The organism is Brevundimonas aurantiaca, assembly GCF_904830995.1.
GTDB classification, from domain to species: Bacteria; Pseudomonadota; Alphaproteobacteria; order Caulobacterales; family Caulobacteraceae; genus Brevundimonas; species Brevundimonas aurantiaca.
In genome coordinates, this window is the sequence record NZ_CAJGVD010000001.1 from 2,682,719 (window position 1) to 2,706,093 (window position 23,375).

General features: G+C 66.8%; 29 protein-coding genes. 20 read left to right on the forward strand and 9 right to left on the reverse strand.

Features of this window, described 5'->3' with window-relative positions; translation table 11 throughout:
* Window positions 1–24: 24 nt before the first annotated feature.
* The 3 genes from JMT67_RS13245 (at window position 25) to JMT67_RS13255 (ending at window position 1,389) form a co-directional block, all read left to right on the forward strand.
* Window positions 25–741 (forward strand): M15 family metallopeptidase, encoded by a 717-nt coding sequence (locus JMT67_RS13245; protein ID WP_233455880.1) that lies wholly within the window; start codon window positions 25–27, stop codon window positions 739–741.
* On the forward strand, window positions 738–1,148 hold the full coding sequence (locus JMT67_RS13250; protein ID WP_201463725.1) for a hypothetical protein: 411 nt from the start codon (window positions 738–740) through the stop codon (window positions 1,146–1,148). Before JMT67_RS13245 ends, JMT67_RS13250 begins: the two co-directional genes overlap by 4 nt.
* Before the next feature lie 70 nt (window positions 1,149–1,218).
* Window positions 1,219–1,389: a hypothetical protein gene (locus tag JMT67_RS13255; RefSeq protein ID WP_201463726.1), complete on the forward strand. Its 171-nt coding sequence runs from the start codon at window positions 1,219–1,221 to the stop codon at window positions 1,387–1,389.
* Between the two features lie 47 nt (window positions 1,390–1,436).
* Here JMT67_RS13255 and JMT67_RS13260 read toward each other — a convergent pair whose 3' ends face one another.
* A complete protein-coding gene (locus tag JMT67_RS13260; RefSeq protein ID WP_201463727.1) occupies window positions 1,437–1,901 on the reverse strand; it encodes a YozE family protein in 465 nt (154 codons plus the stop codon).
* Window positions 1,902–2,019: 118 nt separating this feature from the next.
* Between JMT67_RS13260 and JMT67_RS13265 the strand changes: the two genes are divergently transcribed.
* The 3 genes from JMT67_RS13265 to JMT67_RS13275 all read left to right on the forward strand — a co-directional run bounded on the left by JMT67_RS13265 (window position 2,020) and on the right by JMT67_RS13275 (window position 3,912).
* Window positions 2,020–2,343 carry a hypothetical protein gene (locus JMT67_RS13265; RefSeq protein ID WP_201463728.1) on the forward strand — a complete coding sequence of 108 codons (324 nt, stop codon included), beginning with the start codon at window positions 2,020–2,022 and terminating at the stop codon, window positions 2,341–2,343.
* Between the two features lie 524 nt (window positions 2,344–2,867).
* Window positions 2,868–3,620, forward strand: a complete 753-nt coding sequence (locus tag JMT67_RS13270; protein WP_152949013.1) for a hypothetical protein — start codon at window positions 2,868–2,870, stop codon at window positions 3,618–3,620.
* Complete coding sequence (locus tag JMT67_RS13275; protein ID WP_152951017.1) at window positions 3,592–3,912, forward strand: STAS-like domain-containing protein; 321 nt, start codon at window positions 3,592–3,594, stop codon at window positions 3,910–3,912. The genes JMT67_RS13270 and JMT67_RS13275 overlap by 29 nt, the downstream gene beginning before the upstream one ends.
* Before the next feature lie 463 nt (window positions 3,913–4,375).
* Here the strand turns inward: JMT67_RS13275 and JMT67_RS13280 are convergent, their stop codons facing one another.
* The 3 genes from JMT67_RS13280 to JMT67_RS13290 are packed head-to-tail and all read right to left on the reverse strand — an operon-like array spanning window position 4,376 to window position 5,659.
* Window positions 4,376–5,083, reverse strand: a complete 708-nt coding sequence (locus tag JMT67_RS13280) for an SOS response-associated peptidase (RefSeq protein ID WP_201463729.1) — start codon at window positions 5,081–5,083, stop codon at window positions 4,376–4,378.
* A gap of 22 nt (window positions 5,084–5,105) precedes the next feature.
* A complete protein-coding gene (locus tag JMT67_RS13285) occupies window positions 5,106–5,444 on the reverse strand; it encodes a hypothetical protein (RefSeq protein ID WP_201463730.1) in 339 nt (112 codons plus the stop codon).
* The gene (locus tag JMT67_RS13290) at window positions 5,441–5,659 is read right to left on the reverse strand and encodes a hypothetical protein (RefSeq protein ID WP_152949010.1); all 219 of its coding nucleotides are present in this window, start codon (window positions 5,657–5,659) and stop codon (window positions 5,441–5,443) included. Before JMT67_RS13290 ends, JMT67_RS13285 begins: the two co-directional genes overlap by 4 nt.
* A 172-nt stretch (window positions 5,660–5,831) precedes the next feature.
* Between JMT67_RS13290 and JMT67_RS13295 the strand changes: the two genes are divergently transcribed.
* The 4 genes from JMT67_RS13295 to JMT67_RS13310 all read left to right on the forward strand — a co-directional run bounded on the left by JMT67_RS13295 (window position 5,832) and on the right by JMT67_RS13310 (window position 9,436).
* Window positions 5,832–6,695 carry a DNA adenine methylase gene (locus JMT67_RS13295; protein WP_201463731.1) on the forward strand — a complete coding sequence of 288 codons (864 nt, stop codon included), beginning with the start codon at window positions 5,832–5,834 and terminating at the stop codon, window positions 6,693–6,695.
* A 904-nt stretch (window positions 6,696–7,599) separates the two neighbouring features.
* Window positions 7,600–7,863, forward strand: a complete 264-nt coding sequence (locus tag JMT67_RS13300) for a hypothetical protein (RefSeq protein WP_152949508.1) — start codon at window positions 7,600–7,602, stop codon at window positions 7,861–7,863.
* A gap of 67 nt (window positions 7,864–7,930) precedes the next feature.
* A complete protein-coding gene (locus JMT67_RS13305; RefSeq protein ID WP_201463732.1) occupies window positions 7,931–8,653 on the forward strand; it encodes a hypothetical protein in 723 nt (240 codons plus the stop codon).
* A 30-nt stretch (window positions 8,654–8,683) separates the two neighbouring features.
* Window positions 8,684–9,436 carry a hypothetical protein gene (locus JMT67_RS13310; protein WP_201463733.1) on the forward strand — a complete coding sequence of 251 codons (753 nt, stop codon included), beginning with the start codon at window positions 8,684–8,686 and terminating at the stop codon, window positions 9,434–9,436.
* A 152-nt stretch (window positions 9,437–9,588) separates the two neighbouring features.
* Here the strand turns inward: JMT67_RS13310 and JMT67_RS13315 are convergent, their stop codons facing one another.
* Complete coding sequence (locus JMT67_RS13315; RefSeq protein ID WP_183217790.1) at window positions 9,589–10,359, reverse strand: DUF1365 domain-containing protein; 771 nt, start codon at window positions 10,357–10,359, stop codon at window positions 9,589–9,591.
* Window positions 10,356–11,738 carry an NAD(P)/FAD-dependent oxidoreductase gene (locus JMT67_RS13320; protein ID WP_201463734.1) on the reverse strand — a complete coding sequence of 461 codons (1,383 nt, stop codon included), beginning with the start codon at window positions 11,736–11,738 and terminating at the stop codon, window positions 10,356–10,358. Before JMT67_RS13320 ends, JMT67_RS13315 begins: the two co-directional genes overlap by 4 nt.
* A 98-nt stretch (window positions 11,739–11,836) precedes the next feature.
* On the opposite strand from JMT67_RS13320, the gene JMT67_RS13325 reads away from it, so the two are divergent.
* Entirely contained in the window at window positions 11,837–12,442 is a 606-nt protein-coding gene (locus JMT67_RS13325; RefSeq protein ID WP_182714564.1) for a sigma-70 family RNA polymerase sigma factor, read from the forward strand.
* Window positions 12,439–13,077, forward strand: coding sequence for a cadmium/peroxide/UV radiation responsive anti-sigma factor ChrR (gene chrR / locus JMT67_RS13330; RefSeq protein ID WP_183217794.1), 639 nt, complete (start codon window positions 12,439–12,441; stop codon window positions 13,075–13,077). The genes JMT67_RS13325 and chrR overlap by 4 nt, the downstream gene beginning before the upstream one ends.
* Before the next feature lie 67 nt (window positions 13,078–13,144).
* Here chrR and JMT67_RS13335 read toward each other — a convergent pair whose 3' ends face one another.
* The gene (locus tag JMT67_RS13335; RefSeq protein ID WP_182714562.1) at window positions 13,145–13,525 is read right to left on the reverse strand and encodes a hypothetical protein; all 381 of its coding nucleotides are present in this window, start codon (window positions 13,523–13,525) and stop codon (window positions 13,145–13,147) included.
* 281 nt (window positions 13,526–13,806) lie between these two features.
* Here JMT67_RS13335 and JMT67_RS13340 point away from each other — a divergent pair, with 281 nt between their 5' ends.
* The 5 genes from JMT67_RS13340 to JMT67_RS13360 all read left to right on the forward strand — a co-directional run bounded on the left by JMT67_RS13340 (window position 13,807) and on the right by JMT67_RS13360 (window position 18,066).
* Window positions 13,807–14,154 (forward strand): hypothetical protein, encoded by a 348-nt coding sequence (locus tag JMT67_RS13340; protein WP_054764738.1) that lies wholly within the window; start codon window positions 13,807–13,809, stop codon window positions 14,152–14,154.
* Window positions 14,155–14,156: 2 nt separating this feature from the next.
* Complete coding sequence (locus JMT67_RS13345; protein ID WP_054764739.1) at window positions 14,157–14,837, forward strand: response regulator transcription factor; 681 nt, start codon at window positions 14,157–14,159, stop codon at window positions 14,835–14,837.
* Window positions 14,838–14,847: 10 nt separating this feature from the next.
* A complete protein-coding gene (locus tag JMT67_RS13350; protein WP_183217797.1) occupies window positions 14,848–16,275 on the forward strand; it encodes a sensor histidine kinase in 1,428 nt (475 codons plus the stop codon).
* 69 nt (window positions 16,276–16,344) lie between these two features.
* Complete coding sequence (locus JMT67_RS13355) at window positions 16,345–17,256, forward strand: DUF1206 domain-containing protein (RefSeq protein WP_201463735.1); 912 nt, start codon at window positions 16,345–16,347, stop codon at window positions 17,254–17,256.
* A 141-nt stretch (window positions 17,257–17,397) separates the two neighbouring features.
* Window positions 17,398–18,066: a DsbA family oxidoreductase gene (locus JMT67_RS13360; RefSeq protein WP_201463736.1), complete on the forward strand. Its 669-nt coding sequence runs from the start codon at window positions 17,398–17,400 to the stop codon at window positions 18,064–18,066.
* Window positions 18,067–18,072: 6 nt separating this feature from the next.
* On the opposite strand, the gene ppk2 is transcribed toward JMT67_RS13360, so the two are convergent.
* Window positions 18,073–18,822 (reverse strand): polyphosphate kinase 2, encoded by a 750-nt coding sequence (gene ppk2 / locus JMT67_RS13365; protein WP_182714573.1) that lies wholly within the window; start codon window positions 18,820–18,822, stop codon window positions 18,073–18,075.
* A 230-nt stretch (window positions 18,823–19,052) separates the two neighbouring features.
* Between ppk2 and JMT67_RS13370 the strand changes: the two genes are divergently transcribed.
* The 3 genes from JMT67_RS13370 to JMT67_RS13380 all read left to right on the forward strand — a co-directional run bounded on the left by JMT67_RS13370 (window position 19,053) and on the right by JMT67_RS13380 (window position 20,860).
* Window positions 19,053–19,622, forward strand: a complete 570-nt coding sequence (locus tag JMT67_RS13370) for a chemotaxis protein CheD (RefSeq protein WP_152949515.1) — start codon at window positions 19,053–19,055, stop codon at window positions 19,620–19,622.
* 76 nt (window positions 19,623–19,698) lie between these two features.
* A complete protein-coding gene (locus JMT67_RS13375; protein ID WP_201463737.1) occupies window positions 19,699–20,460 on the forward strand; it encodes an extensin-like domain-containing protein in 762 nt (253 codons plus the stop codon).
* 196 nt (window positions 20,461–20,656) lie between these two features.
* A complete protein-coding gene (locus tag JMT67_RS13380) occupies window positions 20,657–20,860 on the forward strand; it encodes a cold-shock protein (RefSeq protein ID WP_008264090.1) in 204 nt (67 codons plus the stop codon).
* A gap of 110 nt (window positions 20,861–20,970) precedes the next feature.
* Here the strand turns inward: JMT67_RS13380 and JMT67_RS13385 are convergent, their stop codons facing one another.
* The gene (locus tag JMT67_RS13385; protein WP_201463738.1) at window positions 20,971–23,160 is read right to left on the reverse strand and encodes a histidine kinase dimerization/phosphoacceptor domain -containing protein; all 2,190 of its coding nucleotides are present in this window, start codon (window positions 23,158–23,160) and stop codon (window positions 20,971–20,973) included.
* Window positions 23,161–23,375 lie beyond the last annotated feature (215 nt).

A 23,375-nucleotide genomic window follows, 5' to 3' on the forward strand; every position in this document is an offset into this window, starting at 1 on the left:
CGTCACTAGGCGGCGTGGGGCGGTTTGGAAGACGAAACGCCGTTCATCTACGACTGGCCGAAAGGGCGCCGGCAGCGGTTCAAGCCGCTGGACAGCGAGGCGCTGAACATCTGGGCGCACGGGCGGACCTGGTGCCCGCGCGCCTTCTATCCCCCGCCACTGAACCCCTTCTGGTGCAGGCTGCGTCCCTGCCCGGCCGGATGGCCGGACGGCGAGAACGCGGTCTGCCCGCTGATGCCTTCATCTGAAACCGGAGAGTCCACCATGGCCTTTGTCCTAGGCGCGAAGTCGCGCGCCGAATTGAACGGGGTTCACCCCGACGTCGTGCGGTTCGTCGAGTTGACGCTCAAATATTCGACGCAGGATTTCAGCGTCCACGACGGGCTGAGAACCGAGGCCGAACAACGGGAATATGTCCGCACCGGCGCGTCTCAGACCATGAACAGCCTGCACCGCAAGCAAGCTGACGGCTGGGGCCATGCCGTGGACCTGGTGCCGTTCATCAACGGAAAGCTGCGTTGGGAATGGGGGCCAATCTATGTGATCGCGGCGGCCGCGAAGCGCGCGGCGGCGGATCTGAACGTGCGCATCCGGTGGGGCGGCTGCTGGCAGGAACTGTCGCAGATCAAGGGCGCCGCGCCTGACGACATGGAACGGGCGGTGGCCGCCTATGGCGCCGAGCGGCGCAGGGCCGGAAAGAAGGCCTTCACCGATGGTCCGCACTTCGAGTTGGTCCGATGATCCGCGCGGCTCTCACCGTCGTCGCCCCCTGGGCGCTCGCCGCCGTCGTCGGCGCCCTGCTTTGGACCTGGACGCCGCTCGTCGGCCCGGCCGCCCGCTACGCCCGTCTGGAGTCCGACCGCGACGCCAAGGCCGCCGCCGCCAAGGCGTGGGAGGCCCATGCGCGCGGCTGGATGGCCAGCTTCCTCGCCGCCGAGGGCATCCGTCGCGACGAACGCCAGAACAGCCGCATGGCGACCGATCAACTGGCCGCCCAGTGCGACGCCCGCGTGGCCCAGGCCCGTCAATCCTCCCGCGTCATCGAACGCATCGTCACCAAGGAGCCGACCTATGATGAGACCCGTTGTCCTGTGCGCAGCCTCGTTGATCCTGGCGAGCTGCGGCGGGCGCTCCAGCCTGCCGACTGAGCCGATCGTCCCGCGGGCGGCGAGGGCGACGGACCCGCGCCTGTGCGCGCCGCTGAAGGCGGAGCCGCCGGTGGAAGGTTCGATCGTCCAGCCGGTGACGGCGGCCGAGGCGGACGCCATCCGCGATCACCTGACCAGCGACGCCGAGGCGCGGGCCTGGGGCCGTGAGGGATGGGAGCGGGCGGCGGTCGCGGCGGAGCGATGTGAGCCGCCTCCCCAGCCGCCGCCCCGGCCGGGCTAGACTCAACGAGCGCCGTCGCCCGCAGGGGCGGCGGCGCTCTTCAGCGTTCAGGGCAGATATTCGTCCAGGGCTTCCATCAGGGCCTTGCGCCCCGCGCTGAAGCGGGGCTGGGAAAGATAGTCGAGGCAGTCGCCCGGCGTCCCGTCCGGAAAGTCGGGGTCGGCCTTGGCGTCCCGCGCCAGGTCGCCGACCGGATCGTCTCGGTCGGCTTGGTCGAAAAGCCAGCGGGTGAAGCTGGCGGGCGACGGGGCGGCGTCGGTGATCAGCCGCGCCAAGGCGAGCGCATCGCGCCGCGCCGACGGAAGGGCAAGGCTGATATCGCCGCGTTCCACCGCCAGCGACAGAGACGCGCGTTCCAACGCCAGCTGGTGCCGATGCTTGAACTTCTTCCAGTCGTCGTCGCCCAGTTCCAGGTCGACATAGGCGGTCTTGCCCAGGCCCATGCGCTCGGCCATCTGGGCCTGGGTCAGGCGGGCGCGCTCCCGAAGGTCTTTCATTTCCTGAACGCTCATAGTCCACTCCTTCAGCGGCTGAGGATCAGGGCCGCCCCCTTTCGGAGGCGACCCCTTTCCGCTACATTCGGAACTTGACGGTCAGTCTAAGTCCGATCCAGCGGAGGACCAGTTTGAGGTGCAAGCTCATCTGGTTCTCCCTGCTTTCGTCAGCGGGATTGCTGACACGCTCTGTATGACCGGTTTCCGGTATTCATTCAAGCATTTTGACCGTTTTCCGGTATTTATTTCGCTTTCGACGCTGGACTGTGGTCGCGAGCGGAGCGATGGTCGGCTCATGGAAAACGCACAAACCATCGAGTTCTGGATCACCCGCAACGGTCGGCTGACGGCCGACGGCGAAGTGATCGGCCAGTTCGGCAGCGAGGCCGCCGCCGCCGACGTCGCCATCCGTTTCTCCCAGGATGCGGGGGTGTTCTACCGGATCTATTATTCGTTGTGAGCGGGTAGGGGCGAACCCCCGCCTTGTCCTCGGCTCGCGGCATGGCTTTACGAGGCCGTCGGTTCAATCCTTGCGGTTGGACTAAAGGGATTGATGGGTTATCAACCCACAATCTTCCTTGAGTCGTGTGGAGTCGATTTGCCGAGAGCCAGATGCGGCGCCTGAGCCCGACGCAGAAACTATATCACCAGCGCCGCGCTCGTAGGAATCTACGGTGGAAGCATCGGCTTAATCTGCCGAAAGTACTTCCCACACCAGACGGCCAGCGCTTTCTCAACAACGCAATGGAGGCGGGGTGGGTCATCCTTCCTGCTCCACGCGATCTGTCGTGGGCAGATACCAATCTGCACCGGCTATGCACCTATCTAGCGAAGATACGGCGTGAGGTCAGCCTACGCGGTCGGAAGGTCATCGTAGATCTCAGTCCTTGTTCGAAGATTTCGTCTCTAGCTTGTATGATGTTGGCCGCAGAGATTGAGCGGTGTCAGCAACTGCATCCTGACTCGATCAACGGGTTAGATCCCTTGAACAAGAAAGCGAGGGCGATGCTCTATGCGATGGGATTCTATGAGCATCTGAAGATGAACCGGCCGCCTGTGACGGAGAGGGCACCACAGGCGATTCAAATACGCTCGGGATTAGGGTCTGACGAAACCATCGCTGCCGACGCTCACGAGGTCGCCGAGCTCGCGAACAAGGTTTTCGAGGACGACAATTTTGCAAAGCGAGTTCACTCGGCTCTCAACGAGGCGCTGGGCAATGTGCAGATGCATGCTTACGCCAACGAGGCAGGGGTTTCGCCTCTTGCAGGGCGATGGTGGATCGCCGGCCTGGTCGATCACAAGAACCACGAAGCCTACTTCTTCGCTCTGGATCACGGCGTCGGAATCCCCGCTACGGCCCCAAAGAGCATGGGGGAAGCACTGGCAAGCCGCTTGTCGGCGGTCGTCGGTACCGCCGTGGCTCGCGATCACCAGATTCTTCAAGCGGTAGTAGACGAGCGCCGAACCCGCACAAAGAAGGCCCAGCACGGCAAAGGCATCGCCTCTATGATCAGCCTAATCGAGCTGGCTGGTGAGGGCGAGTTTCGGATTTTCAGCGGGAAGGGGCTCTATCTCCTCGATTTTGTGAAGGGTGGAGCAACGGAACCTCAAGCTTTCGCGCTGCCTTTGGGCTATACATTCCCAGGTACGCTCATTATCTGGCGTGTAGCTGGGCCGGCTGAGAATGCGGAGTCCACGGGAGATGATGGCCAAAGTGATCAAAGTCGCGAGTGATTTCACGCGCTTCCCTTATGGGCGGTATCGGTCGCAAGGAAAATTCAGCGGCGAGGCCTTCCGAGACGATGTGCTTCTGCCTCTGCTGAAAGCGGGCCAATCTGTTGAGGTGGATCTTGATGGGACGAGCGGCCTGTCCCCCTCGTTCCTAGAAGAAGCCTTCGGAGGGTTGGTGCGCGCCGGCCTCGAGGTGGAGCGGATCTTGCAGCAGGTCAAAATCAAGTCCGACGATGATCCGTCCTACATCGATGAGGTGAAGGAGTACGTGCGCGACGCAGGCTTGGTGCACTGAAAGTTGGCCGATAGCCTGGGTGGAGCACTGACTGGCGCGCTGACGGGAGGCACGGTCAGTCTCTTGATGGGCATTGGACACGCCTACGCCAGACGCTTCATGGTGGCGGTAGACGCAGAACTCGGCCGTTTGGACGACTTAATCGACAGCGCCGTGGGCCTTGCAAAGGTTCGGGGCGGCGGGTTGGAGGCCGGGTCCACCGACACTGCCTCCCTCTTTGAACGTCGGTACAGGCTGGGGCGAAATTTGAAGCGCCTTATGGGAACTCGGCCGGGGTACGCAAACGTTGCCACCTGCCTTGCGCTGTTCTCTCGTCATCTGGCCAAGTTTGACCCGTGTGAGGGCGACGCCTCTCTCGCGTCTCCCGATGAGATCGAGGCTGACGGGCAAGCGCTCAGGCGAGCCGTATGCGCTGTTGCAGGAAAGAATTGGTACTGGCGATATTTCAGGTCTCTTTAGGTTTTTATCTTAGCGCCGCCAGCGCTCCGTCCGGCAGCGCCCGCTGAAGCCGCTGCGCCTGTGACCACGGCGCCGTCATCCACGCCTCGATCTCATCCGGCTGCGTCAGGATCACCGGCATTGCCTTGGGGTGAACCGACTTCACCGGCTCGCTGGGATCGGTCGTCAGGAAGGCGAAGAGGTCGGCGGATTCCCAGCCGGTCTTGATCTTGCGCACCCCCTGCCATCCCTGAAGGTGGATGCCGGCGAAGAAGGCCAGGGGCTCTGGGTCTTCGACCGCCAGCTTGAACCAGATCGGCCGGTATTTGCCGGCGGCGTCGCGGCCGGGCTCGCTGAAGGCGGTGAAGGGGACAAGGCAGCGGTGGGCCGGCTCCAGCCAGCGTTTCCAATGGGCCGAGGCAGTGTTGCGGACATTGGTCGTGCCGCTGTCCGGCTCCCTCTTCAGCAGCTCCTGAAAGTCGAACTCGGCGCCCTTGGCGCGCAGCTTGTCCGCGCGCTTGGTCGCCGCCTCATAGACGGCCCTGGACGACGACGGCATGCCCCAGCGGGCCAGGGCCAGTTCGCGCACGCCGTTCGCATCATTCCGGACGATCGGCGCGGCGTAATCAGGATAGACGTCGCCCGGCGCCAGGTTGCCGACCGAGGACGTCATGGCCTTTGCCATGTCCATGATGGCCTGGGGGCCGGTGCGCTGGCGATAGAGGTTGCACATGGGCGAACGCTGACACGGCGCGTCAGGTTTGTGGAGTCCGTCGCGCCGCTCTCTGGGCCGCGCGGCGGCTTTGGACCTGTCGATAGGTGAACAGCCAGTCGCTGTGCGCCTGAAACCGCGCGGCCCCTTCTGGGGTCAGCAGCCATTGGGCGCGAAGGCCCCGGTGGATCTGAAACCGGATCATGCCCAAACAATCGCCGTTGGTGCAGAACGGCAGGCGATCGGCCAGGGAGAAGTCGCGCCCCTTAACGGCGGCGATGCGCTGCAGATCGACGTCGGCGAAGTCGCCGCAGCACTCACAGTGGCGCGTGGTCCGGATTCCCTCATCTATCAGCTCGCCGACGGTGCATCGCGGGATCACGTCGCCGGCGACAGCAGACCCAGCCTGGCGGCGTCAGCGATCAGGCGGGCGTTCTCGGCCGGGTGCAGATAGACCACGTTCGACCCCGGCGCCGGCGTCGGCGGCAAATCCGGATGCGGCGGCGGGCAGCCGGTGCGCGCGTCCAGTTCGGCGATCAGCTGCAGGCGCTCGTAGAGAGAAAGGGTTCGAGGCGAACCCGGTTCGTCGGTCTTCATCCGTTCCTCCTCCATTCATTCCGCTCCACGTCCGGGGCGGGATCGGCGCGTTGCCGCGCGCCGATCTGCGGGCCGAACCCCGCACGACCAGGACCGATCGGCCGCCCGGTCGATCGCCGCCCCCGCTCACGCGAGCCGGGGACTCCTAACCGTGCGAAAGGCGACTCCGCAAATGAATTGTTCTCGTAATGTTCTCATCGTCACCCAGCGGCCCGTGGCGCCGTGCGAGCCGCCGGCCGCCTGGCTGGGCGGCAAGCGGAACCTGGCTCGCCGCATCTGTCAGGTGCTGGCCGCCACGCCGCACGACGCCTATGCCGAGCCCTTCATCGGCATGGGCGGGGTGTTTCTGCGGCGGCGGGTTCGGCCGCCCGTCGAGGTGATCAACGACCTGAGCGGCGACGTCGTCACCCTGTTTCGCGTGGCGCAGCGCTTCCCCGAGGCCCTGATCCGCGAACTGGCCTGGCGGCCGGCGGCGCGGGCCGAGTTCGAAAGGCTGCGCGAGACGCCCGACGCGGATTTGCTGGACATCGAACGGGCCGCCCGGTTCCTGTATCTCCAGACCCTGGGCTTCGGCGGTAGGGTGGCGGGGCGGTCGTTCGGGGTCAGCCCCAGCAGCCCCCACAACTTCGACCTGACCAAGATCGAGCCCCGGATTCGCCAGCTGCACGACCGCATGGCCGGGGTGGTGATCGAGAACCTGGACTGGCTGGCCTTCATCACCCGGTACGACCGGCCGGGGACGCTGTTCTATCTCGATCCGCCGTACTGGGGCGGGGAGGGCGACTACGGCGCCGGCATGTTCTCGCGCGACGATTTCCAGCGGATGGCGGACAAGCTGCAGGGGATCGCCGGTCGGTTCCTGCTGTCGATCAACGACCGGCCGGAGATCCGCGAGATGTACGCCTGGGCGGAGGTAGAGGCGGTGAAGACGACGTACTCGGTCGCCGGCGGGGACAAGGCGTCAACGGCGGCGGAGTTGTTGATCGGGAAGGGCGTGGAGTTGGCGCCGGCGGCGGCGCAGCTGGGGCTATTCTAGGCACGCGTCACGCCTTGCCAACGAACGCGGCGCAGATCACAACAGGGGAAGTCACGTACGTGACGAAGGTGGAGGGGAGAAGGTTTCCTTTGGCTGGTACCGTGGAACCGTCTCTCCCTCCGTTCGTCAGGCCCGCTGCATATCGCTAGCGGCCCTTCCGACCCGCGAAGGGCTTACTTGCCCTTCTTGGGGCCCGGCTTCACCGTTTCAACCACGTGGGTCGAGGGCTTCCGCCGGGCGACATCGACCGGAACGAAACGTCCGGTCCTGGCGCTGCGTCCGATTTTGCTCATCGGGCAACTCCTGTGCTCAAGCGCGACGAACAACCGTCACCGTCGCTCAAGGCCCGAGCAGCCTCGAGCCGGGCGACTATGACACGGGTCGAGTGATTCGAAACCAAACACAGTTACGCGCTTCTTACGCGCAAGCGGTTTTCGTCGGATAGGTCAGGCTAGCCTGGGGAAAAGTGTCGCCCGGGATTGCTTGCGGATTTTTCCAGGTGCCGATAAGCCTTTGATCTCAATAAGGGAGCGATGGGGCGGTTTTTCCCGCATCGTATTGAACGGCAAGGGTAGCGGCCCGCTTCCCAAGCTGAATGTCGTGGGTTCGATTCCCATCGCCCGCTCCAGTTTCCCGCCCATCCTCCGATCGCGCCCCTGGACCCCGACGCCTCTGCACGACGCGCCGTCCGCCCGTCGTGAGGCGCCCGGCACGCCGTGTGCGGGCGGCGTCCCCAGGGCGGAAAAGGATTTAGCACCGCAACTCAGAATTTTTTTAAGTTGAAGCGCCCGTAGGTTGTGCCTGCTAAGGGTTTTTGCATCGACATCTGAGCTTTTAGAATCCCTCAGGTTGTGGCTGTACTTGGCCGACGGAGCTGATCCGTCTGCAATGCGGATGTCGTCACATGCGTCGTTTGCTTGTTTCAGGCGCCGCCCTGATCGCCGGCCGGCCGTCGCGGGGCCGCCTCGGCCCAGGGCCAGGGAAAGCGGGCCCTCGATGCAACACCTTCACCACCACGATGACCCTGTCGTCCAAGGGCGTCTGGTCGTTCCGCTTCACCGCCACCCCCTATGGCGAGAACACCACGGCGGTCTGCACCTTCGAGCCCACATCGACCAATGCGTCGACCGGCCGATACTACGCCGACGCCAAGGTCTCCGGTCTCTGATCGGTTTACGTCTTAAAAGGGAAGAGATCGCAATCTGCGATCGCTTTCTCCTTCAGGGAAGCCCGCCATGACCGACGCCCTCAATCCCAAACCGCCTTCGGCTGCGGCCTCGGCCGCCGCGCCCAAATCCGACGCCGCGCCAAATCTCGCGCAGAACATGGAGCGGCTGCGGACCCTCGCCGCGATCATTACGGATGAGAGCGGGAACGTCACCACACAGGCCAAGCATGCGGCGGCTCTGGAGGAGCGCCGGATGTTTCTCGACGGAAAGTTCAAGGGGTCAGGTACGGAGACGACGCCGATATATCTTAAGATCAGCAACAGCGAGTTCAGAAAGAAAATAGATTCTATAAGAACTGAAATGATGAACTTAGACCTCAGTCCTGCGGACGAGGTGAAATTCGTTAATTCATACTCATCAGAAGACCAGCAGATCATATTCGATTTCATTTTAAGTCCCACATACGGAGACGGCTCTCGGCAGTACGCCGACCTCGACAGCTGGAAGAAGAATATGGAGGCCCTGTCCAAGGTTCAGGACTTCATGGCGAAGGCCAAGACGGACCCGGCGGTCAAGGCCGATCCCAAGTACGCCGAGGTGGAGAAGCTGTGGATGATGGCCGACACCTCCGCGCCGTCCTGGACCGCCCTGGTGCTGCAACTGTTCGGCGAGACGCCCAGTTCGAAACTGGACCTGTCGGACAAGGCCAGGACCGTCGTCGGCGACGTCAAGCCCAACACCCAGCCCGCCCCCTATGAGCCGGGCGCAGTGGCGTCAAAGCGCGTCTGATCCCTTCCTCCGACATCAAGAGCCGCTCCAATGACCGACGCCCTCAATCCTGCCTCGACCCCCGCCGCCGGCGCCTCCTCAACGGCGGCGCCTCCGATGACGCCGAAGCTGGCGGAGAATCTGGAGAAGCTGCGCGGTTTGGCGGCGATCATCGCCGACGGCGACGGCAAGACCAATGTGGAGGCGAAACAGAAGGCTTATGTTGCGGTGCGGCGCATGATCATCGACGGCGCCTTTGCAGGTCCGGCGAGCAACAACCAGTTGGTGTCGCCCATCCTGGATATCGTGGATCAAAGCGCATACGGAAAGCGCGTCGATACATTGTCGAAGAACTATCACGATGAGGTCATCGCCCTCAATCAAGACGGCCGACTGGGTGAGGCTCAGGTCGAAGTTCTGAGCAAATACTCTGAAGAAGATCAGAGGCTGATATATGACAACGACATCAACCCGGTTTTCTCGGGGGGGATGAGACGGTACGGCGACGTCGAGAGTTGGAAGAGCAACATCTCTGCTGTTTCCAAGGTCCGGGACTTCATGGCGAAGGCCAAGACGGACCCGGCGGTCAAGGCCGATCCCAAGTACGCCGAGGTGGAGAAGCTGTGGATGATGGCCGACACCTCGGCGCCGTCCTGGACCGCCCTGGTGCTTCAGCTGTTCGGCGAGACGCCCAGTTCGAAACTGGACCTGTCGGACAAGGCCAGGACCGTCGTCGGCGACGTCAAGCCCAACGCCCAGCCCGCCCCCTATGAGCCGGGCGCTGTGGCGTCAAAGCGCGTCTGATCATCGACCGACCGCGCTAGAGCATGATCGTTTCGGACGGAACCGCTTCGCGGTTCCGACAGAAGCGTGAATCATGCTCTCGCTTTAAATCTGGAGCCTGATTCACCGTTTCAGCGGAACCGCGAAGCGGTTCCTCCTCAACGGATCAGGCTCTAAAGCACCAGAACCCCCGGCTCGGGCGCCGGCTTGCGGGTCAGGGGGGTGCGTTTCAGCCACAGTTTCAGCGCCTCCCAATGGATGGCGGCGACGACCTTCAGCGTCAGCAGCGGCATGGACAGGGCGGCGGCCACCAGGGCGCGGTCGGTCAGGGGGTGACGGCGGCCGGTCATGGCGGTGGCGATCAACAGGCCCTGGGCGTCGCGGCCGTCGATCGCCAGGCTCAGGGTCTCGCCGGGCGGGCGGCCCCGGAAGACATAGTCCATCTCCATCCCCATGAAGGGCGAGACATAGAGGCGTTTGTCGGCCTGCTGGCGGAACCGGTCGTCGTCGGCCTCGGCCGCAGGGACCGGCAGGACATAGGACCGGCGCTCGCCGAAGGTGCTGGTGACCTCATAGACCATGGCCGCCAGCCGCCCGTCGGGCCGATGGCAGTAGTAGAGGCTGATCGGGTTGAAGACGAAGCCCAGCACGCGGGGCATGGTCAGGAGGCGGATCGCGCCGGAACCGACGTCGATCCCCGCCTCGGCCAGGCGGGCGACGATCTGGGCGCGAAGCGGGGCGCCCGAGCCGTCGCCGTGGTCGCGGTCGTAAAAGCCCATCAGGTTGAATCGGCCGCGCGAAAAGGTCTTGAGCCGCCGGTGCAGGACGTCGATCTCGTCCAGGTCCAGCATCAGCCAGAAGACGCGGTATTTCAGCCGATGCCGCCGGGGCCTCAGACGGGTGTGAAAGACCCCGCCGACATAGAGGGCCGAGGCCCCCGTCACGCGACGCGCGCCAGGGAGGCGGCGCCAGAGGTCAGATGGATGCGACCGCTCTCATTCTCGACCGTCCAGGGGCGGCGCACCCCGCCCAGCTGTTCGGCGACGGCGAGGCCCGACTGAAGCCCGTCCTCATGGAAGCCGGCGCCGAAATGGGCCCCGCAGAACCAGACGCCGCCGTGACCTTGCAGGCTCCACAGGTCTTTTTGCGCCCGGACGGCGGCCGGGTCGAAGATCGGATGTTCGTACAGTTCGCTGCGCAGCAGCGTCCCGGCCGCAGGCGGGCGGGGCGGGTTCAGGGTGACGAACAGGTCCTGGCCCGGCAGGCCCTGAAGCCGGTTCATCCAATAGGTGACGCAAAGGCCGTCGTCGGCCCCGATATAGTTCCACGAGGCCCAGGCCCGGCGCCGACGCGGCATCAGGCCGGGGTCGGTGTGCAATATGGTCAGGTTGCGGCTGTAGCGGAAGGCGCCCAGCAGCTCGCGTTCGCGCGCCGTCGGCTGGGCCAGCATGGCCAGGGCCTGGTCTGCGTGGGCGCCGATGACGACATGGTCGAACCGTTCGGTCGCCCCGGTCGCGTCCTGAACCAGAACCCCGCCCTCGATCCGTCGGACTTGGCTCACGGCCCGGCCCAGGCGCGACCCCTCGCCGCCGCGGCCGGCGGCGGCCGGGTTGGCCGCGATCTGGTTGGCCGAAATCTGGCGCGCCAGTTCCTGGACATAGACCCGGCTGCCCCCGACCACGGTGCGCCACAGCGGCCGGCCGACCAGTTTCAGCAGGCCGTGATTGCCGCAGAACCTCAGGAAAGACTCAGCCGGATAGTCCAGCAGCGTATGGGCCGGAGACGACCAGATGGCGGCGGCCATGGGCAGAAGGTGATCGTCGCGGAAGGCTTCGCTGAAACCCTCGCGCTTCAGATAGTCGCCCAGGGTCACGTCGCTGTCGGCCAGGGCCGCCAGCCCTTCCGGCGCCGAGCGATAGAAGCGCAGAATCTCGCTCAGCATGGACCAGAAGCGCGGGCGCAGCATGTTGCGGCGCTGGGCGAACAGGCCGGGCGCCGCATATTCGAACCGCCCCTGATCCAGGGAGACGGCGAAGGACATGTCGGTGGCCTGGGTCTTCAGCCCCAGATGGGCGAACAGGGCGATCAGGTTCGGATAGGTGGCGTCGTTGAAGACGATGAAGCCGGTGTCCACCGCCGTCTCGCCCTCCGCCGAACGGACGTCGACCGTGTTCGAATGGCCGCCCAGCCGATCCTCGCGCTCATAAAGGGTCACGTCGTGACGGCCCGACAGCAGCCAGGCGCAGGACAGGGCCGAGACGCCGGAGCCCACGACGGCGATCCGCAGGCGGGGACCAGTCTGTACGGCGGCTGAAGGGGGCATTGGGTTTCCAGAAGGGCGGATGTTTGCGACGATACGCCGCCCGCTCTGCAGCGGATCACGAAATGATCCAGACTTCGACCTGAACCGTATTAGGGTCGATGCATGAGCAGATTTCCATCCTTCGGCCGATTCGGACGCCCGTGATCCCGGCGGGCGATGATTTCGACCGCCTGATCGAGGCGGTGGCGATGCGACGCGATCGGGACGCCTTCGCGCGCCTGTTCGACCATTTCGCCCCGCGGCTGAAGGCCTATCTGATGAAGGCGGGGGCCACGGCCGGCGCGGCCGAGGACTTCGCCCAGGACGCCATGCTGACCGTCTGGCGCAAGGCCGAGCTGTTCGACCGCACCAAGGCCCATGCCGCGACCTGGATCTTCACCATCGCCCGCAACCGGCGGCTGGACGTGCTGCGCCAGGACGCGCGGCGTCTGCCCCTGCCCGAGATCGACCTGGTTCAGGACGAGCCGGAACAGCCCGACACGGTCGTTCTGGCCGCCGAAAACGCCGCCCGGCTGAAGGCCGCCATGGCGCGGCTTTCGCCCGATCAGATCGAGGTGCTGCGCCTGGCCTTCTTTCAGGACAACCCCCATTCGGAAATCGCCCGGCGGCTGGAACTGCCCCTGGGCACGGTGAAGTCGCGTATTCGCAAGGCCATGATCAAGCTGAGAACCCTGCTGGACGACGAACAGGGAGGGGCGGCGTGACCGGCGTGCACAATCCCTCCGAAGAGCGGCTGTTGGCCTATGCGGCCGGGACCCTGAGCCCGCCCGAGGCGGTGGTGGTCGCCGCCCATCTGGCGATGCGGCCCCAGAACGAGGCCTGGGTCAGGACGCTTCAGGCCGTAGGCGGCCGTCTGCTGGACGAGCTGGAGCCTCAGGCCCTGGCCGAGGACGCCCTGGCGCGGGTGATGGCGCGCGCCGAGACCGACGCCGGAGAGGTTCTGGCCTCCACGCCGCTGAATGACATGGCCGGCCTGCCCGAGCCGTTGCGCCGCTACGCCTTGGGGCCGTGGCGCTGGCTGGGACCGGGCATGCGCGCCCGCGACGTCCATGCGCCGCGCGACGGCGATTGCCGCGTCATCCTGCTGGAGATCGGGCCGGGGCGGGAGACGCCCAAACACACCCACGGCGGGATCGAGCTGACCTGCGTCATCCACGGCGCCTACGCCACCGAGACGGCGCTGTTCGAGCCGGGCGATTTCGAAGAGGCGGACGGCGAGGTGCTGCACCAGCCGCGCGTGGTCTCGCCCGACCCCTGCCTGTGCGTCGTGGCCCTGGACGGCCAGATCCAGCTGGACGGCTGGCTGGGCAAGCTGATGCAGCCCTTCATCAAACTGTAGGCCCACAAGGAAAGACGCCCGGTCCGCAGGGACCGGGCGTCTTGGTTTTCAGGCCGGGAGAGGGCGATCAGCCGCGACGATTGTCCCAGTCGCGGCGCTCATAGCGGACCTGGGCCGCCAGGCGATCCAGGCGGCGGTCCAGATCGGCGCGCTCCCAACCGCTGAGGCCGCCCCGGCGGTAGCCGGCTTCCAGACGCTGGACGCTGTTGAGTTCGGCGCGCAGACGGCCGGCTTCGCGGCGGCTCAGCTGGCCGGTGCGCAGGCCCTGGTCGATGCGGCGGTCGAGTTGGTCGATGCGGACGTTGACCGAGGGGCCGTAGCCGTAGCCGGCGGGCTGGGCGTGATGCGGACGACCATGAGGGCCGTAGGATTGGGCGGCGGCGGGCAGGGCGGCCGAGGCCGCGGCGGCCAGGACCAGGGCGGGGATGAGGGCTTTCTTGTTCAGCATCGGATCAATCCTTGCGTTGGGGACGCTCCGAGGGGGAGCGCCGATGAAGCCAAGAGACCACGCCCCGCCTGAGCCCGATCTGAACGGCGCGTTTCAGGCGCCGTTCATCTGTTCGCCCCCGTCGTTCGCCCCCGTCAAACGAGCGAACGGGGCGCACTCCGCCGTCTTTGGCGCGGGCCGTCTTTGGTGTAAGGGCGGTTGACGGGGATTTTCATCAGTCTGGCCCCTTTCCGACACCCTCGTTCAGCGGCTGTTCAGAGCCGTCCGCCTAGAACCACCCCATGACCCGCACCCGCGCCCTCCTCATCGCCGCCGTCCTGGCCCTGGTCCCTGCGACCCTGGTTCCCGCGACCCAGGTCTCGGCCCAGTCGCGCGAGGCGTCGCGGGATCAGGATCGCGAGGCCGCCCAGGACCGTCGGGGTCCGCCCCCGCGCGACAGCCGGGCCATGGACGCGCCCCGCGCCGACCTGGGGGCCGTGGTGCGCCGGGTCGGCGCCGGTCGCGAGGGCCGGATGCTGGGCGTCAGCCCGCGCGGCGACACAGTGGTGGTGCGCTGGGAATATCCTGGCGGCCGGGTGGCGGATATTCGCGTCGACGCCCGTTCGGGCCGCGTGATGGGAGAAGACTGAAGATGCGTGTCCTGCTGGTCGAAGACGACGCCGATCTGTCGCGGCAGCTGAAGGGCGCCCTGGCCGACGCCGGCTATGCGGTGGATCACGCCGCCGACGGCGAGGAGGCCTGGTTCCTGGGCGACACCGAACCCTATGACGTGATCGTTCTGGACCTGGGCCTGCCCAAGATCGACGGGGTGTCGGTGCTGGAGCGCTGGCGGCGCGAGGGCAAGGCCACGCCGGTCCTGATCCTGACGGCGCGCGGCGCCTGGTCGGACAAGGTCTCGGGCTTCGACGCCGGGGCCGACGACTATCTGACCAAACCCTTCCATACCGAAGAGCTGCTGGCGCGGCTGCGGGCCCTGCTGCGCCGCTCGGCCGGCATCGCCTCGGCCACCCTGTCGTGCGGCGGCCTGCGGCTGGACCCGCGCGCGGCCCGCGCCAACGTCAACGGCGAGCCGCTGCGCCTGACCTCGCTGGAGTACCGGCTGCTGCACTATATGATGATGCATCAGGGCCGGGTGATCAGCCGCACCGAACTGGTCGAACATCTGTACGACCAGGACTTCGACCGGGATTCAAACACGATCGAGGTCTTCATCGGCCGACTGCGCAAGAAGATCGGCTCGGACCGGATCGAGACGGTGCGGGGCCTGGGCTATAGGCTGGCCCCCCTGGCCGGCGAGTCCGAGGCGGCGTGACCCTGAGTCGATGAACCGGGACGGGGGGACGAGGCGCGCCGGCTGGGGCCGATGGTTCGGCCGGCCGGGGCGGTCGCTGACGCGGCGGCTGATCTGGCTGGCCTCCGGCTGGATCCTGCTGGCTCTGGTCGCCACGGGCCTGGTCCTGACCAATCAGTTCAAGGAATCGGCTCTGCGCCGCCTGGGCAACGTCCTGGCCGAGACGACCGACGAACTGGTGGTGCGGACCGTCACCGCCAGCGGAACGGTGATGACGCCCCAGATCATGGACGCCCCGACCTTGCGGGTCTTTTCCGGCAAATACTGGATGACGGCCGAGCCGACCCTGGCGGGGGGCCTGCGCATCCTGACCCGGTCGGACTCCCTGTATGGCGAAGACCTGGTCGCGCCGCCGGACCTGCCGGCGCGGCTGGACGACGCCTATGGCCAGACCATCACCTATAACGCCGTCGGTCCGGCGGGCGAGCCGCTTCGGATCGCCGCCAGTATGAAGTCCCTGCCGGGGCGGGCCGCGCCGGTGGTCTTCTTCGTCGGAATCGACCGCTCCAATGTCGAGGCGGATGCGCGCCAGTTCGCCACCGTGACCTGGGTCGCCCTGTTGCTGCTGGGCTTCGGCCTGGTCTCGGCGGTCTTCATCCAGGTCCAGGTGGGTCTGCGGCCCCTCTATGATCTGAGGAATGAGATCGCGGCGGTCCGCAAGGGCCAGGCGGCCCGGATCGAACGCGCCTATCCGCTGGAGATCCAGCCCCTGGCCGAACAGGTCAACAATCTGCTGGACCACAATCAGGAGGTCGTGGACCGTCAGCGCACCCATGTCGGCAACCTGGCCCACGCGCTGAAGACGCCCATCTCCGTCATGCTGGCCGAGGCCGGGACGGCGCAAGGGGCCCTGCCGGAACTGGTGCGTCGCCAGACCCAGATCATGCAGGGCCAGGTCGATCACCATCTGCGCCGCGCCCGCGCCGCCGCCCGCGCCGCCCACGGCCTGGGCGAGACCACGCCGGTGCCCGAGGTGCTGGACGAGCTGGCGGTCATGATCGAACAGGTGTTCCGCGACAAGGGGGCCGAGATCGACTGGCGCGCGCCCGACGACCTGGCCTTTCTGGGCGAGCGTCAGGATCTGCAGGAGATTCTGGGCAATCTTATCGAGAATGCGGCCAAGTTCTCGCGGCGGCGGGTGCGGGTCTCGGCCGGGGGCAACGGCCTGGGCCAGATGATCGTCGTGGTCGAGGACGACGGACCGGGCCTGCCGGCCGATCAGCGCGAGGCGGTGATGAAGCGCGGCGCCCGGCTGGACGAAAGCGCGCCCGGATCGGGCCTGGGTCTGTCGATCGTCGAAGACCTGACCCGCGCCTATGGCGGGCGGCTGACGCTCAGCGACAGCGACATGGGCGGGCTGAAGGCGGTGCTGGAGCTTCCCGCCGCCCACGGAGCCTGAGGCGGCGGGCGGGGCGGGAGCCATAGGCGGCCGGGCACGTTGAACGGCTCCGCCTCTTCAGGAGCCCGCATGGCTGTCGCCCGCCTTCGTCACGCCGCCGCCGCCCTGGGCCGAACCGTGCGCGACCGGCTTGCCGCCGCGCGCCGGACGCCGCCGCTCCATGTCCTGATCGAACAGGCGGCGCGGATCGGCTATGGGGCGCGGGGCTTCGTCTATCTGTCGGCCGGCGCCCTGACCCTGCTGGCGGCCCTGGACCGGATCGGCGACGCGGTCGGCACGGGCGGGGCGGCGGGCTGGCTGGCGGAACAGCCGTTCGGTCGGGTCTGGCTGGTGGCCCTCGGCCTGGGATTGTGGGCCTTCGTCGGCTGGCGCGTCCTGCAGGCCGTCTTCGATGCGGACCATGCGGGGCGCGATCTGAAGGGCTGGGCGACGCGGGCGGGCCAGGCGGCCAGCGGCCTGTTCTACGGCCTGCTGGCGGCGGGGGGGTTCGAATATCTGGACGAGGCGGGCGGCGCGACCAGCCAGGCGGCGGACCAGGCCGAAAGCATCGCCGAAAACCAGGAGAAGGCGGCCATGGTCCTGGACCTGCCGTTCGGCGACCTGCTGCTTATGTCGGCGGGGCTGGTGGTGCTGGGGGTCGGGATCGGCAACATCGTGCGGGCCTTCCGCGACGACTTCGACGCCGCCCTGGCCTGTCCTGACGGCCTGCGCCGTCCGGCCTCGATCCTGGCGCGGATCGGCTATGGGGCGCGGGGCTTCGCCTATCTGCCGCTGGGGGTCTTCGTCGTTCTGGCCGGTCTGCACACCCGATCGGGCGAGGTCACCAATACGGCGGCCGCCCTGGAGACGCTGGAAAGCCAGCCCGGCGGCTCATGGATCCTGGGGCTGACGGCTGTGGGTCTGATGGCGTTCGGCGCCTTCGCCTTCGTCGAGGCCCGCTGGCGACGGATACGTCCGCCGCGCGATCTGAAGCTGGGGTGAGTGAAGCGCGCGGGTGCGGGTGAACAAGCGGTGCGCGGGGTCTGCGGCGGCAGACCCGCCCCGCTCACCTCCTGCTCACTGGCGCCAGGGCAGCGGCCCTCCCATATGATCCGAAACCAAGGCTGTTTCAGAAGGCGCGCCATGTCCCAAATCGCTTCCAAGACCCTGAAGATCGACTTCGTCTCCGACGTGGTCTGCCCCTGGTGCGTGGTGGGGCTGGGCGGCCTGGAGGCGGCGCTGGACCGGCTGAAGGATGAAGGCGTTCTGGCCGACATCACCTTTCACCCGTTCGAGCTGAACCCGCAGATGGCGCCGGAGGGCGAGAACATCGTCGAACACATCGGCCGCAAATACGGGGCGAGCCCGGAACAGTCGGCCGCCAACCGCGCCATGATCCGCGAGCGGGCAGGGGAGGTCGGCTTCGACATGCGGATGACCGACGAAAGTCGGATCTGGAACACCTTCGACGCCCACCGGCTGTTGCACTGGGCCCACGAGACCGCGCCTGAAAAGCAAAAGGCGCTGAAACAGGCCCTGTTTACCGCCCATTTCACCGAAAACCGCAACCTGACCGACGCCGGGGTTCTGACGGCCGCCGCCGAGGCGGCAGGGCTCGACCGGGCCGAGGCGGGCGAGGTCCTGGCCTCGGGCCGCTACGCCCAGGCGGTGCGCGCCGAGGAGGATCTGTGGCGCGCGCGGGGGATCAACTCGGTTCCGGCCGTGGTGGTCGAGAACAAATATATGATCAGCGGCGGCCAGCCCGCCGAGGTGTTCGAACAGGCCCTGCGCCAGATCGCCGGCGAAGCCTGACCTCTTTTAGCGCGCCAGCCGGCCCTTGGCTTCGGCGGCGGTCAAGACCACTTCGTCGTCCGGTGCGGCGATCTCCTCGCCGCAATGGTCCAGCACCTTCAATATGTGCCGGATCAGGTTCAGCCGGGCGGTCTTCTTGTCGTCGGTGGCGATGACGGTCCAGGGGGCGTAGGCGCGGTCGGTCTCGTCCAGCATCCGGTCGCGGGCGGCGGAATAGGCGTCGAACCGGGCCTCGGCCTCGGCGTCCAGGGACGACAGTTTGAACTGTTTCAGCGGATCGACCCGGCGCTCCTTCAGCCGCTGAGCCTGCTCCTTGCGCGAAATGTCCAGCCAGATCTTGATCAGAATGATCCCGTCCTCGGTCAGCATCCGCTCGAACCGGGGGGCGTCGGTCAGGAACTGGGCGTATTGTTCCGGGGTGCAATAGCCCATGACCGGCTCCACCCCGGCGCGATTGTACCAGGAGCGGTTGAAGATGACGGTCTCGCCCGCCGCCGGCAGGTGCGGGACATAGCGCTGGAAATACCACTGGGTGGTTTCGCGATCGCTGGGCTTGGGCAGGGCGACCACACGGGTCTGGCGCGGCGACATATGTTCGGTCAGCCGTTTGATGGCGCCGTCCTTGCCCGCCGTGTCGCGCCCCTCCAGCACGATCACCACGCGCAGCCCGTGTTCGATCGTCCAGGCCTGGGTCTTCACAACGGCGAGCTGGAGCCGTTCCAGTTCGGCGTCATAGGCGTCGGTCTTTTTTCCCATCGGGGCATGGTGAAGGGTCCGGCGCGTCGGGACAAGCGGAGCTTTAATGAGGGTGTCGCCGATTACGGCTGTATACTTAGGAAGACAACCGTCGGCTACATGGTAGGCGGCCAATTGTCTATGCAATTCCAGCAATTTAACTTGAAAATAAGGAGCAATACCGACCTATCCTATACTGTTTATACACCCAGAGCGCTCATGGTCGGCGGATCAGTCAAACGGGTTCGCAGATGTTGATCGGCAATTTCTCAGTGGTGAACAGGGACCCCCTCGGGAAGGGGCGTCGGTTCTCCCTGGGACAGGGCGAATACGGGGTGTCGGACGAGTCGGATCTGGCCCTGACCACGGTCCTGGGCTCGTGCGTGGCCGCCTGCATCCATGATCCGGTCGCCGGCGTGGGCGGGATGAACCATTTCGTGCTGGCCCGCCGCAACCGCGGCGCCAGCGGCGATCCGGCCCGCTACGGCGACCATCTGATGCCGCTTTTGATCGAGGGGCTGTTGCAGGCCGGGGCGAAGCTGAACCGGCTGGAGGCCCAGGTGTTCGGCGGGGCCAGCCCCGGCAATTTCGTCAACTCCATCGGTCAGGACAATCTCGCCTTCGCCTGCGGCTTTCTGGAAGAACTGGGCGTGCCCGTCGGCGTGGGTGAACAGAGCGGCCCGGCGGGATGCCGGATCGTGTTCTGGCCCGCCAGCGGCCATGTGACGCACAAGCCCCTGACGCGCGTCAAAGAGACCAAGGTGCGGCGCATTATCCTGCCGCTTGTGAAACCGCTGAACCTGACGCCGGCCGCCGCCTGAGACTCCCTCGGCGTTGAACGTGCAGCCCTGCGCGGCGTTTGCCAGCAGGGCCGTTGGCGGTCCATGCTGGGACCGTATGAAGCGCGACTTCGCCGATTTCTGGAATCTGATGTGGGAGGTCGGGCTGTTGGCCTGCGCCGCCTTCGCCCTGCTGAACGCCTATGCGCCGCCGCAGGATCTGCCCTGGAAACCGCTGGACTTGAACCAGCCGGTCGGGCGGGCGACGGCGGCCAAGGTGGCGGACTTCGACCTTTCCCCCACCGCCGCGCCTGAAGAGGTGCAGGGCGCGACCGAGGCCTGTATGCAGGTGCTGCGCGAGGCGGGGGTCGAGGTCGAGCGCGCCGCCGATCGCGACGACGGCGGCTTCTGCGTCGTGCGCGGCGCGGTGCGGATCACCGGCGGCGCGGCGACGCCCCTGGCCCCGGCTGATGTGGTGATGCAGTGCCCCCTGGCCGTGCGTTACGTCATCTGGGACCGTCAGGTGCTGCAGCCCGCCGCCCGCGACATCCTGGGCTCCGCCCCGGCTCGGGTCGAAAACTATGGGACCTATTCCTGCCGCCGCATCTACGGCTCTAAGGACGTCAGCGAACGGCCCAGCGAACACGCCCGCGCCAACGCCCTGGACGTCGCGGGCGTGACCCTGGCGGACGGGCGCACCGTGACCGTGCTGGACGACTGGCGCGGCGAGGGGCGGGCGGGACCGGCGGGGTCTCGCTTCCTGCACGCCCTGCGTGACGGCGCCTGCGGCCTGTTCGCCACGGTTCTGACGCCCGACTATAACGCCGCCCACGAGAACCATCTGCACCTCGACGCCGGCGACCGGGGCGTCTGCCGTTAAGCGCGATAGGCGAAAAGGCCCGCCGCTTTGCTGTTGACCGTCTGGAAAAGCCGGGTGACAACAGAGGCGCAGTCCGGATTTTGCGTGGGGTCCACACCCGCGTCTCGCTCCTTCGCCTGAACGAGCTGTCCAGATGGATTGTCGGGTCCTCCCGAGGGAGATCCGCCTGGAAAAGCGCGTTTACGGAGACGCAGACATGGCGACCGGTACGGTCAAGTGGTTCAACCCCACCAAGGGCTATGGTTTCATCCAGCCCGACAGCGGCGGCTCTGACGTGTTCGTTCACGTCACCGCCGTTCAGAAGGCCGGCCTTCAGGGCCTCGATGAAAACGCCAAGGTCGAATACGAGCTGGAAAATCAGCGCGGCAAGACCTCGGCCATCGACCTGAAGCTGCTTTAAGTCGAAGAATGGAAACGGGCGCGGAGATGATCTCCGCGCCCGTTTTTCCTGTTGACTGCGGCCTTCGCCGCGAAGCTTGTTTGACGCGGCGTCCGCCGCAGGGCCTGGCTTCAGGCCGGCGCCTCGATGCGCGTGCGCAGGGCGACCTCCAGTCCCGGCTTCTGATCGCGATAGTCGATCTGACCGCCAAGCTGGGCCACCAGACTGCCGATCATCATCGAACCGAAGCCCTTGCCGGCCTTGTGGCCGCCCTTGCCGTCGTCGGACACCACCAGACGCAGGCTGTCGTCCGCCTCGGTCAGGCCGATGCGCAGCGGACCCGGCGCCCCGTCATAGGCGTATTTCTGAGCATTGATGATCAGTTCGGTCAGGATCAGGCCGATGGTCACCGCCCGGTCGGCCCCGACGCAGACCGGCGCCAGATCGGTCTCGATCGCCGACACCCATTCCGGCCCCATGCTGGAGCCCAGATCCTCTACCAGTTCGCCGATGTAGCGCGACAGGTCGATGGCGGCGTCATGATCCCCGCGATAGAGGCGGGTGTGGACGCTCGAGACGGCCCGCACGCGGCGGCGCGCCTCCTGCAAGGCGACCCCGGCCGGGCTGTCGCCCAGGTCGCGCGCCTGAAGCCCCAGAAAGCTGGACACCAGGGTCAGGCTGTTCTGGACCCGGTGATTGACCTCGCGCATCAGGAACTCCTGCTGCTCCAGCCGCAGGTCGCGCTCGGACAGGCGGGCCTGAAGCGACTGGTTCAGGCTGCGAAGCTGGGTGACGGAGGTGAAGTCCGACAGGGCGTCGCGCAGGCGGGCGGCGGATTCGACGGCGGCGGCGCCCCAGCGACGGGCGCGGCCCGACACGGTCTCGCGCCATTCGGCGAAGGAGGCGCGCGGCGTCAGAGCGCCGCCCCCGTCCGTCGATTTGACGGCGGTCGACGGATCGCCGGCCCAGCGCACCGTCTCCAGAATCTCGGCGCGGAACCATAGCAGGCTGAGCGGCTGCGGCCCCGGCAGGCGCACGGCCAGAAGGCCGCTGGCGTGGGTCCGCCAGGCCTCGGCCTCGGGCAGGAGGGTGGACAGGGCGTTGGTGGCGACCGGACGAAGCCCCGGCTGCGCCTCCAGCCAGTCCGCGATCTGACGCTGGGCCTCCGGCGGCGGGACATGGCCGAACCCCTCGATCCGGTCGCCCTGGACGATCGCCACGCCGTCGGCGCCGACCAGGTCCTTGAGCGCGCCCGCCTGATCCCCCAGGCCCGAGGCCAGGTCGCGGTCGCGCGACAGACCGATGATCAGCTCATCCTCCAGCCGACGCAGCCGGACCCGTTCGCGATACAGTTCGGCGTCCGCCTTGGTCTTCAGCTGGCGGGCCAGGGTGCGGGCCAGGGTGGTGCAGGCCACGCGCAGTTCATAGGACAGCAGCAGGGGCGTGCTGCTGTGGCAGGCGACCAGGCCCCACAGAACATCATCGACGATGATGGAGACCGAGGCCGAAGCCCGCACCCCCATATTGTGCAGATACTGGATATGGATCGGCGACACGGAGCGCAGGCCGCTGTCGCTCATGTCCAGCGGAGGCTCGTCCGGATACGGCGGCCGCAGCGGCTGGGGCGTGTAGCGGGTGTCGGGAATGACCCGCACCGGATTGCGCAGATAAAGGGCCCGCGCCTGGCGGGGAATGTCGGTCGCCGGGAAATGGTGGTTCAGGAAGGAGGTCGCCTCGCCCGCGCGCGATTCCGCCACCACCTGGCCCGCCTCGTCGTCCAGGAAGCGATAGATCATGACCCGCTCAAAGCCGGTCAGGCTTCGGAAGGCGTCGGCGGCGCGTTCGCAGACGCCTTGGACCGTGGCGCTGCGTTCCAGGGCCGCGCCGGCCGTATCGAGCCGGGTGATCAGTTCGACGCCCAGCCGGGCCTGTTGCGAGCTCTGCTCGACCTCGACCACCATCCGCAGGGCGGGGGCGGTCTCCGTCGCGGCCGCCTTTCCGGCGGGCGCATAATAGACGACGACGTCGTATTCCAGCCGGTTGGCCGCGCGCCAGCGGCCCGCGAAGCCCGCCTCGCGGATGGCCGCCATGTCGCGCAGACGACGCCCCACCACCTCGCCCAGAAGATCGGCGATCGGCAGGCCGATCCAGCGGGTCTGGCCGGTCAGATCCTCGATCGCCCCGGCTCCCTGTTCCAGAGTCAGGGCGTCTGGATTCAGCACCAGCAGCAGGCCGTGGCCCTGGATCGCCTGGGGGATGTGGATCGGCTCCCGGTCGCAGTCGTTCAGGGCGACCTGGGCGCGGACGTCGTAGTCCGTCATGATTTCGTCTTCCCGTTGCGGCGGCTTCGCCCCCAGCGGAAGGTCGCAAGTCCGACCTGCGAGGCAGACGGCAGGTCAGATAGGGAGAGGTCCATAGGGCTCACACCGTAACACATTGGCGAGGCTTGTCTATTTAAGCCTTCCGTGTACGGCGGCGTACAGTCTGGAGGGGCTGGACATGGAACGGCCGCAGTCGCATGGCGTTAGCCCCATTC

Excerpts from the sequence above, each read along its gene's own strand:
- JMT67_RS13250 (WP_201463725.1), top strand. The coding sequence starts at position 738 with ATGATCCGCGCGGCTCTCACCGTCGTCGCCCCCTGGGCGCTCGCCGCC.
- JMT67_RS13260 (WP_201463727.1), bottom strand. The coding sequence starts at position 1,901 with ATGAGCGTTCAGGAAATGAAAGACCTTCGGGAGCGCGCCCGCCTGACC.
- JMT67_RS13275 (WP_152951017.1), top strand. The coding sequence starts at position 3,592 with ATGGCCAAAGTGATCAAAGTCGCGAGTGATTTCACGCGCTTCCCTTAT.
- JMT67_RS13280 (WP_201463729.1), bottom strand. The coding sequence starts at position 5,083 with ATGTGCAACCTCTATCGCCAGCGCACCGGCCCCCAGGCCATCATGGAC.
- JMT67_RS13290 (WP_152949010.1), bottom strand. The coding sequence starts at position 5,659 with ATGAAGACCGACGAACCGGGTTCGCCTCGAACCCTTTCTCTCTACGAG.
- JMT67_RS13295 (WP_201463731.1), top strand. The coding sequence starts at position 5,832 with ATGAATTGTTCTCGTAATGTTCTCATCGTCACCCAGCGGCCCGTGGCG.
- JMT67_RS13300 (WP_152949508.1), top strand. The coding sequence starts at position 7,600 with ATGCGTCGTTTGCTTGTTTCAGGCGCCGCCCTGATCGCCGGCCGGCCG.
- JMT67_RS13305 (WP_201463732.1), top strand. The coding sequence starts at position 7,931 with ATGACCGACGCCCTCAATCCCAAACCGCCTTCGGCTGCGGCCTCGGCC.
- JMT67_RS13310 (WP_201463733.1), top strand. The coding sequence starts at position 8,684 with ATGACCGACGCCCTCAATCCTGCCTCGACCCCCGCCGCCGGCGCCTCC.
- JMT67_RS13320 (WP_201463734.1), bottom strand. The coding sequence starts at position 11,738 with ATGCCCCCTTCAGCCGCCGTACAGACTGGTCCCCGCCTGCGGATCGCC.
- JMT67_RS13325 (WP_182714564.1), top strand. The coding sequence starts at position 11,837 with ATGCATGAGCAGATTTCCATCCTTCGGCCGATTCGGACGCCCGTGATC.
- JMT67_RS13335 (WP_182714562.1), bottom strand. The coding sequence starts at position 13,525 with ATGCTGAACAAGAAAGCCCTCATCCCCGCCCTGGTCCTGGCCGCCGCG.
- JMT67_RS13340 (WP_054764738.1), top strand. The coding sequence starts at position 13,807 with ATGACCCGCACCCGCGCCCTCCTCATCGCCGCCGTCCTGGCCCTGGTC.
- JMT67_RS13345 (WP_054764739.1), top strand. The coding sequence starts at position 14,157 with ATGCGTGTCCTGCTGGTCGAAGACGACGCCGATCTGTCGCGGCAGCTG.
- JMT67_RS13350 (WP_183217797.1), top strand. The coding sequence starts at position 14,848 with ATGAACCGGGACGGGGGGACGAGGCGCGCCGGCTGGGGCCGATGGTTC.
- JMT67_RS13355 (WP_201463735.1), top strand. The coding sequence starts at position 16,345 with ATGGCTGTCGCCCGCCTTCGTCACGCCGCCGCCGCCCTGGGCCGAACC.
- JMT67_RS13360 (WP_201463736.1), top strand. The coding sequence starts at position 17,398 with ATGTCCCAAATCGCTTCCAAGACCCTGAAGATCGACTTCGTCTCCGAC.
- ppk2 (WP_182714573.1), bottom strand. The coding sequence starts at position 18,822 with ATGGGAAAAAAGACCGACGCCTATGACGCCGAACTGGAACGGCTCCAG.
- JMT67_RS13370 (WP_152949515.1), top strand. The coding sequence starts at position 19,053 with ATGTTGATCGGCAATTTCTCAGTGGTGAACAGGGACCCCCTCGGGAAG.
- JMT67_RS13375 (WP_201463737.1), top strand. The coding sequence starts at position 19,699 with ATGAAGCGCGACTTCGCCGATTTCTGGAATCTGATGTGGGAGGTCGGG.
- JMT67_RS13380 (WP_008264090.1), top strand. The coding sequence starts at position 20,657 with ATGGCGACCGGTACGGTCAAGTGGTTCAACCCCACCAAGGGCTATGGT.
- JMT67_RS13385 (WP_201463738.1), bottom strand. The coding sequence starts at position 23,160 with ATGACGGACTACGACGTCCGCGCCCAGGTCGCCCTGAACGACTGCGAC.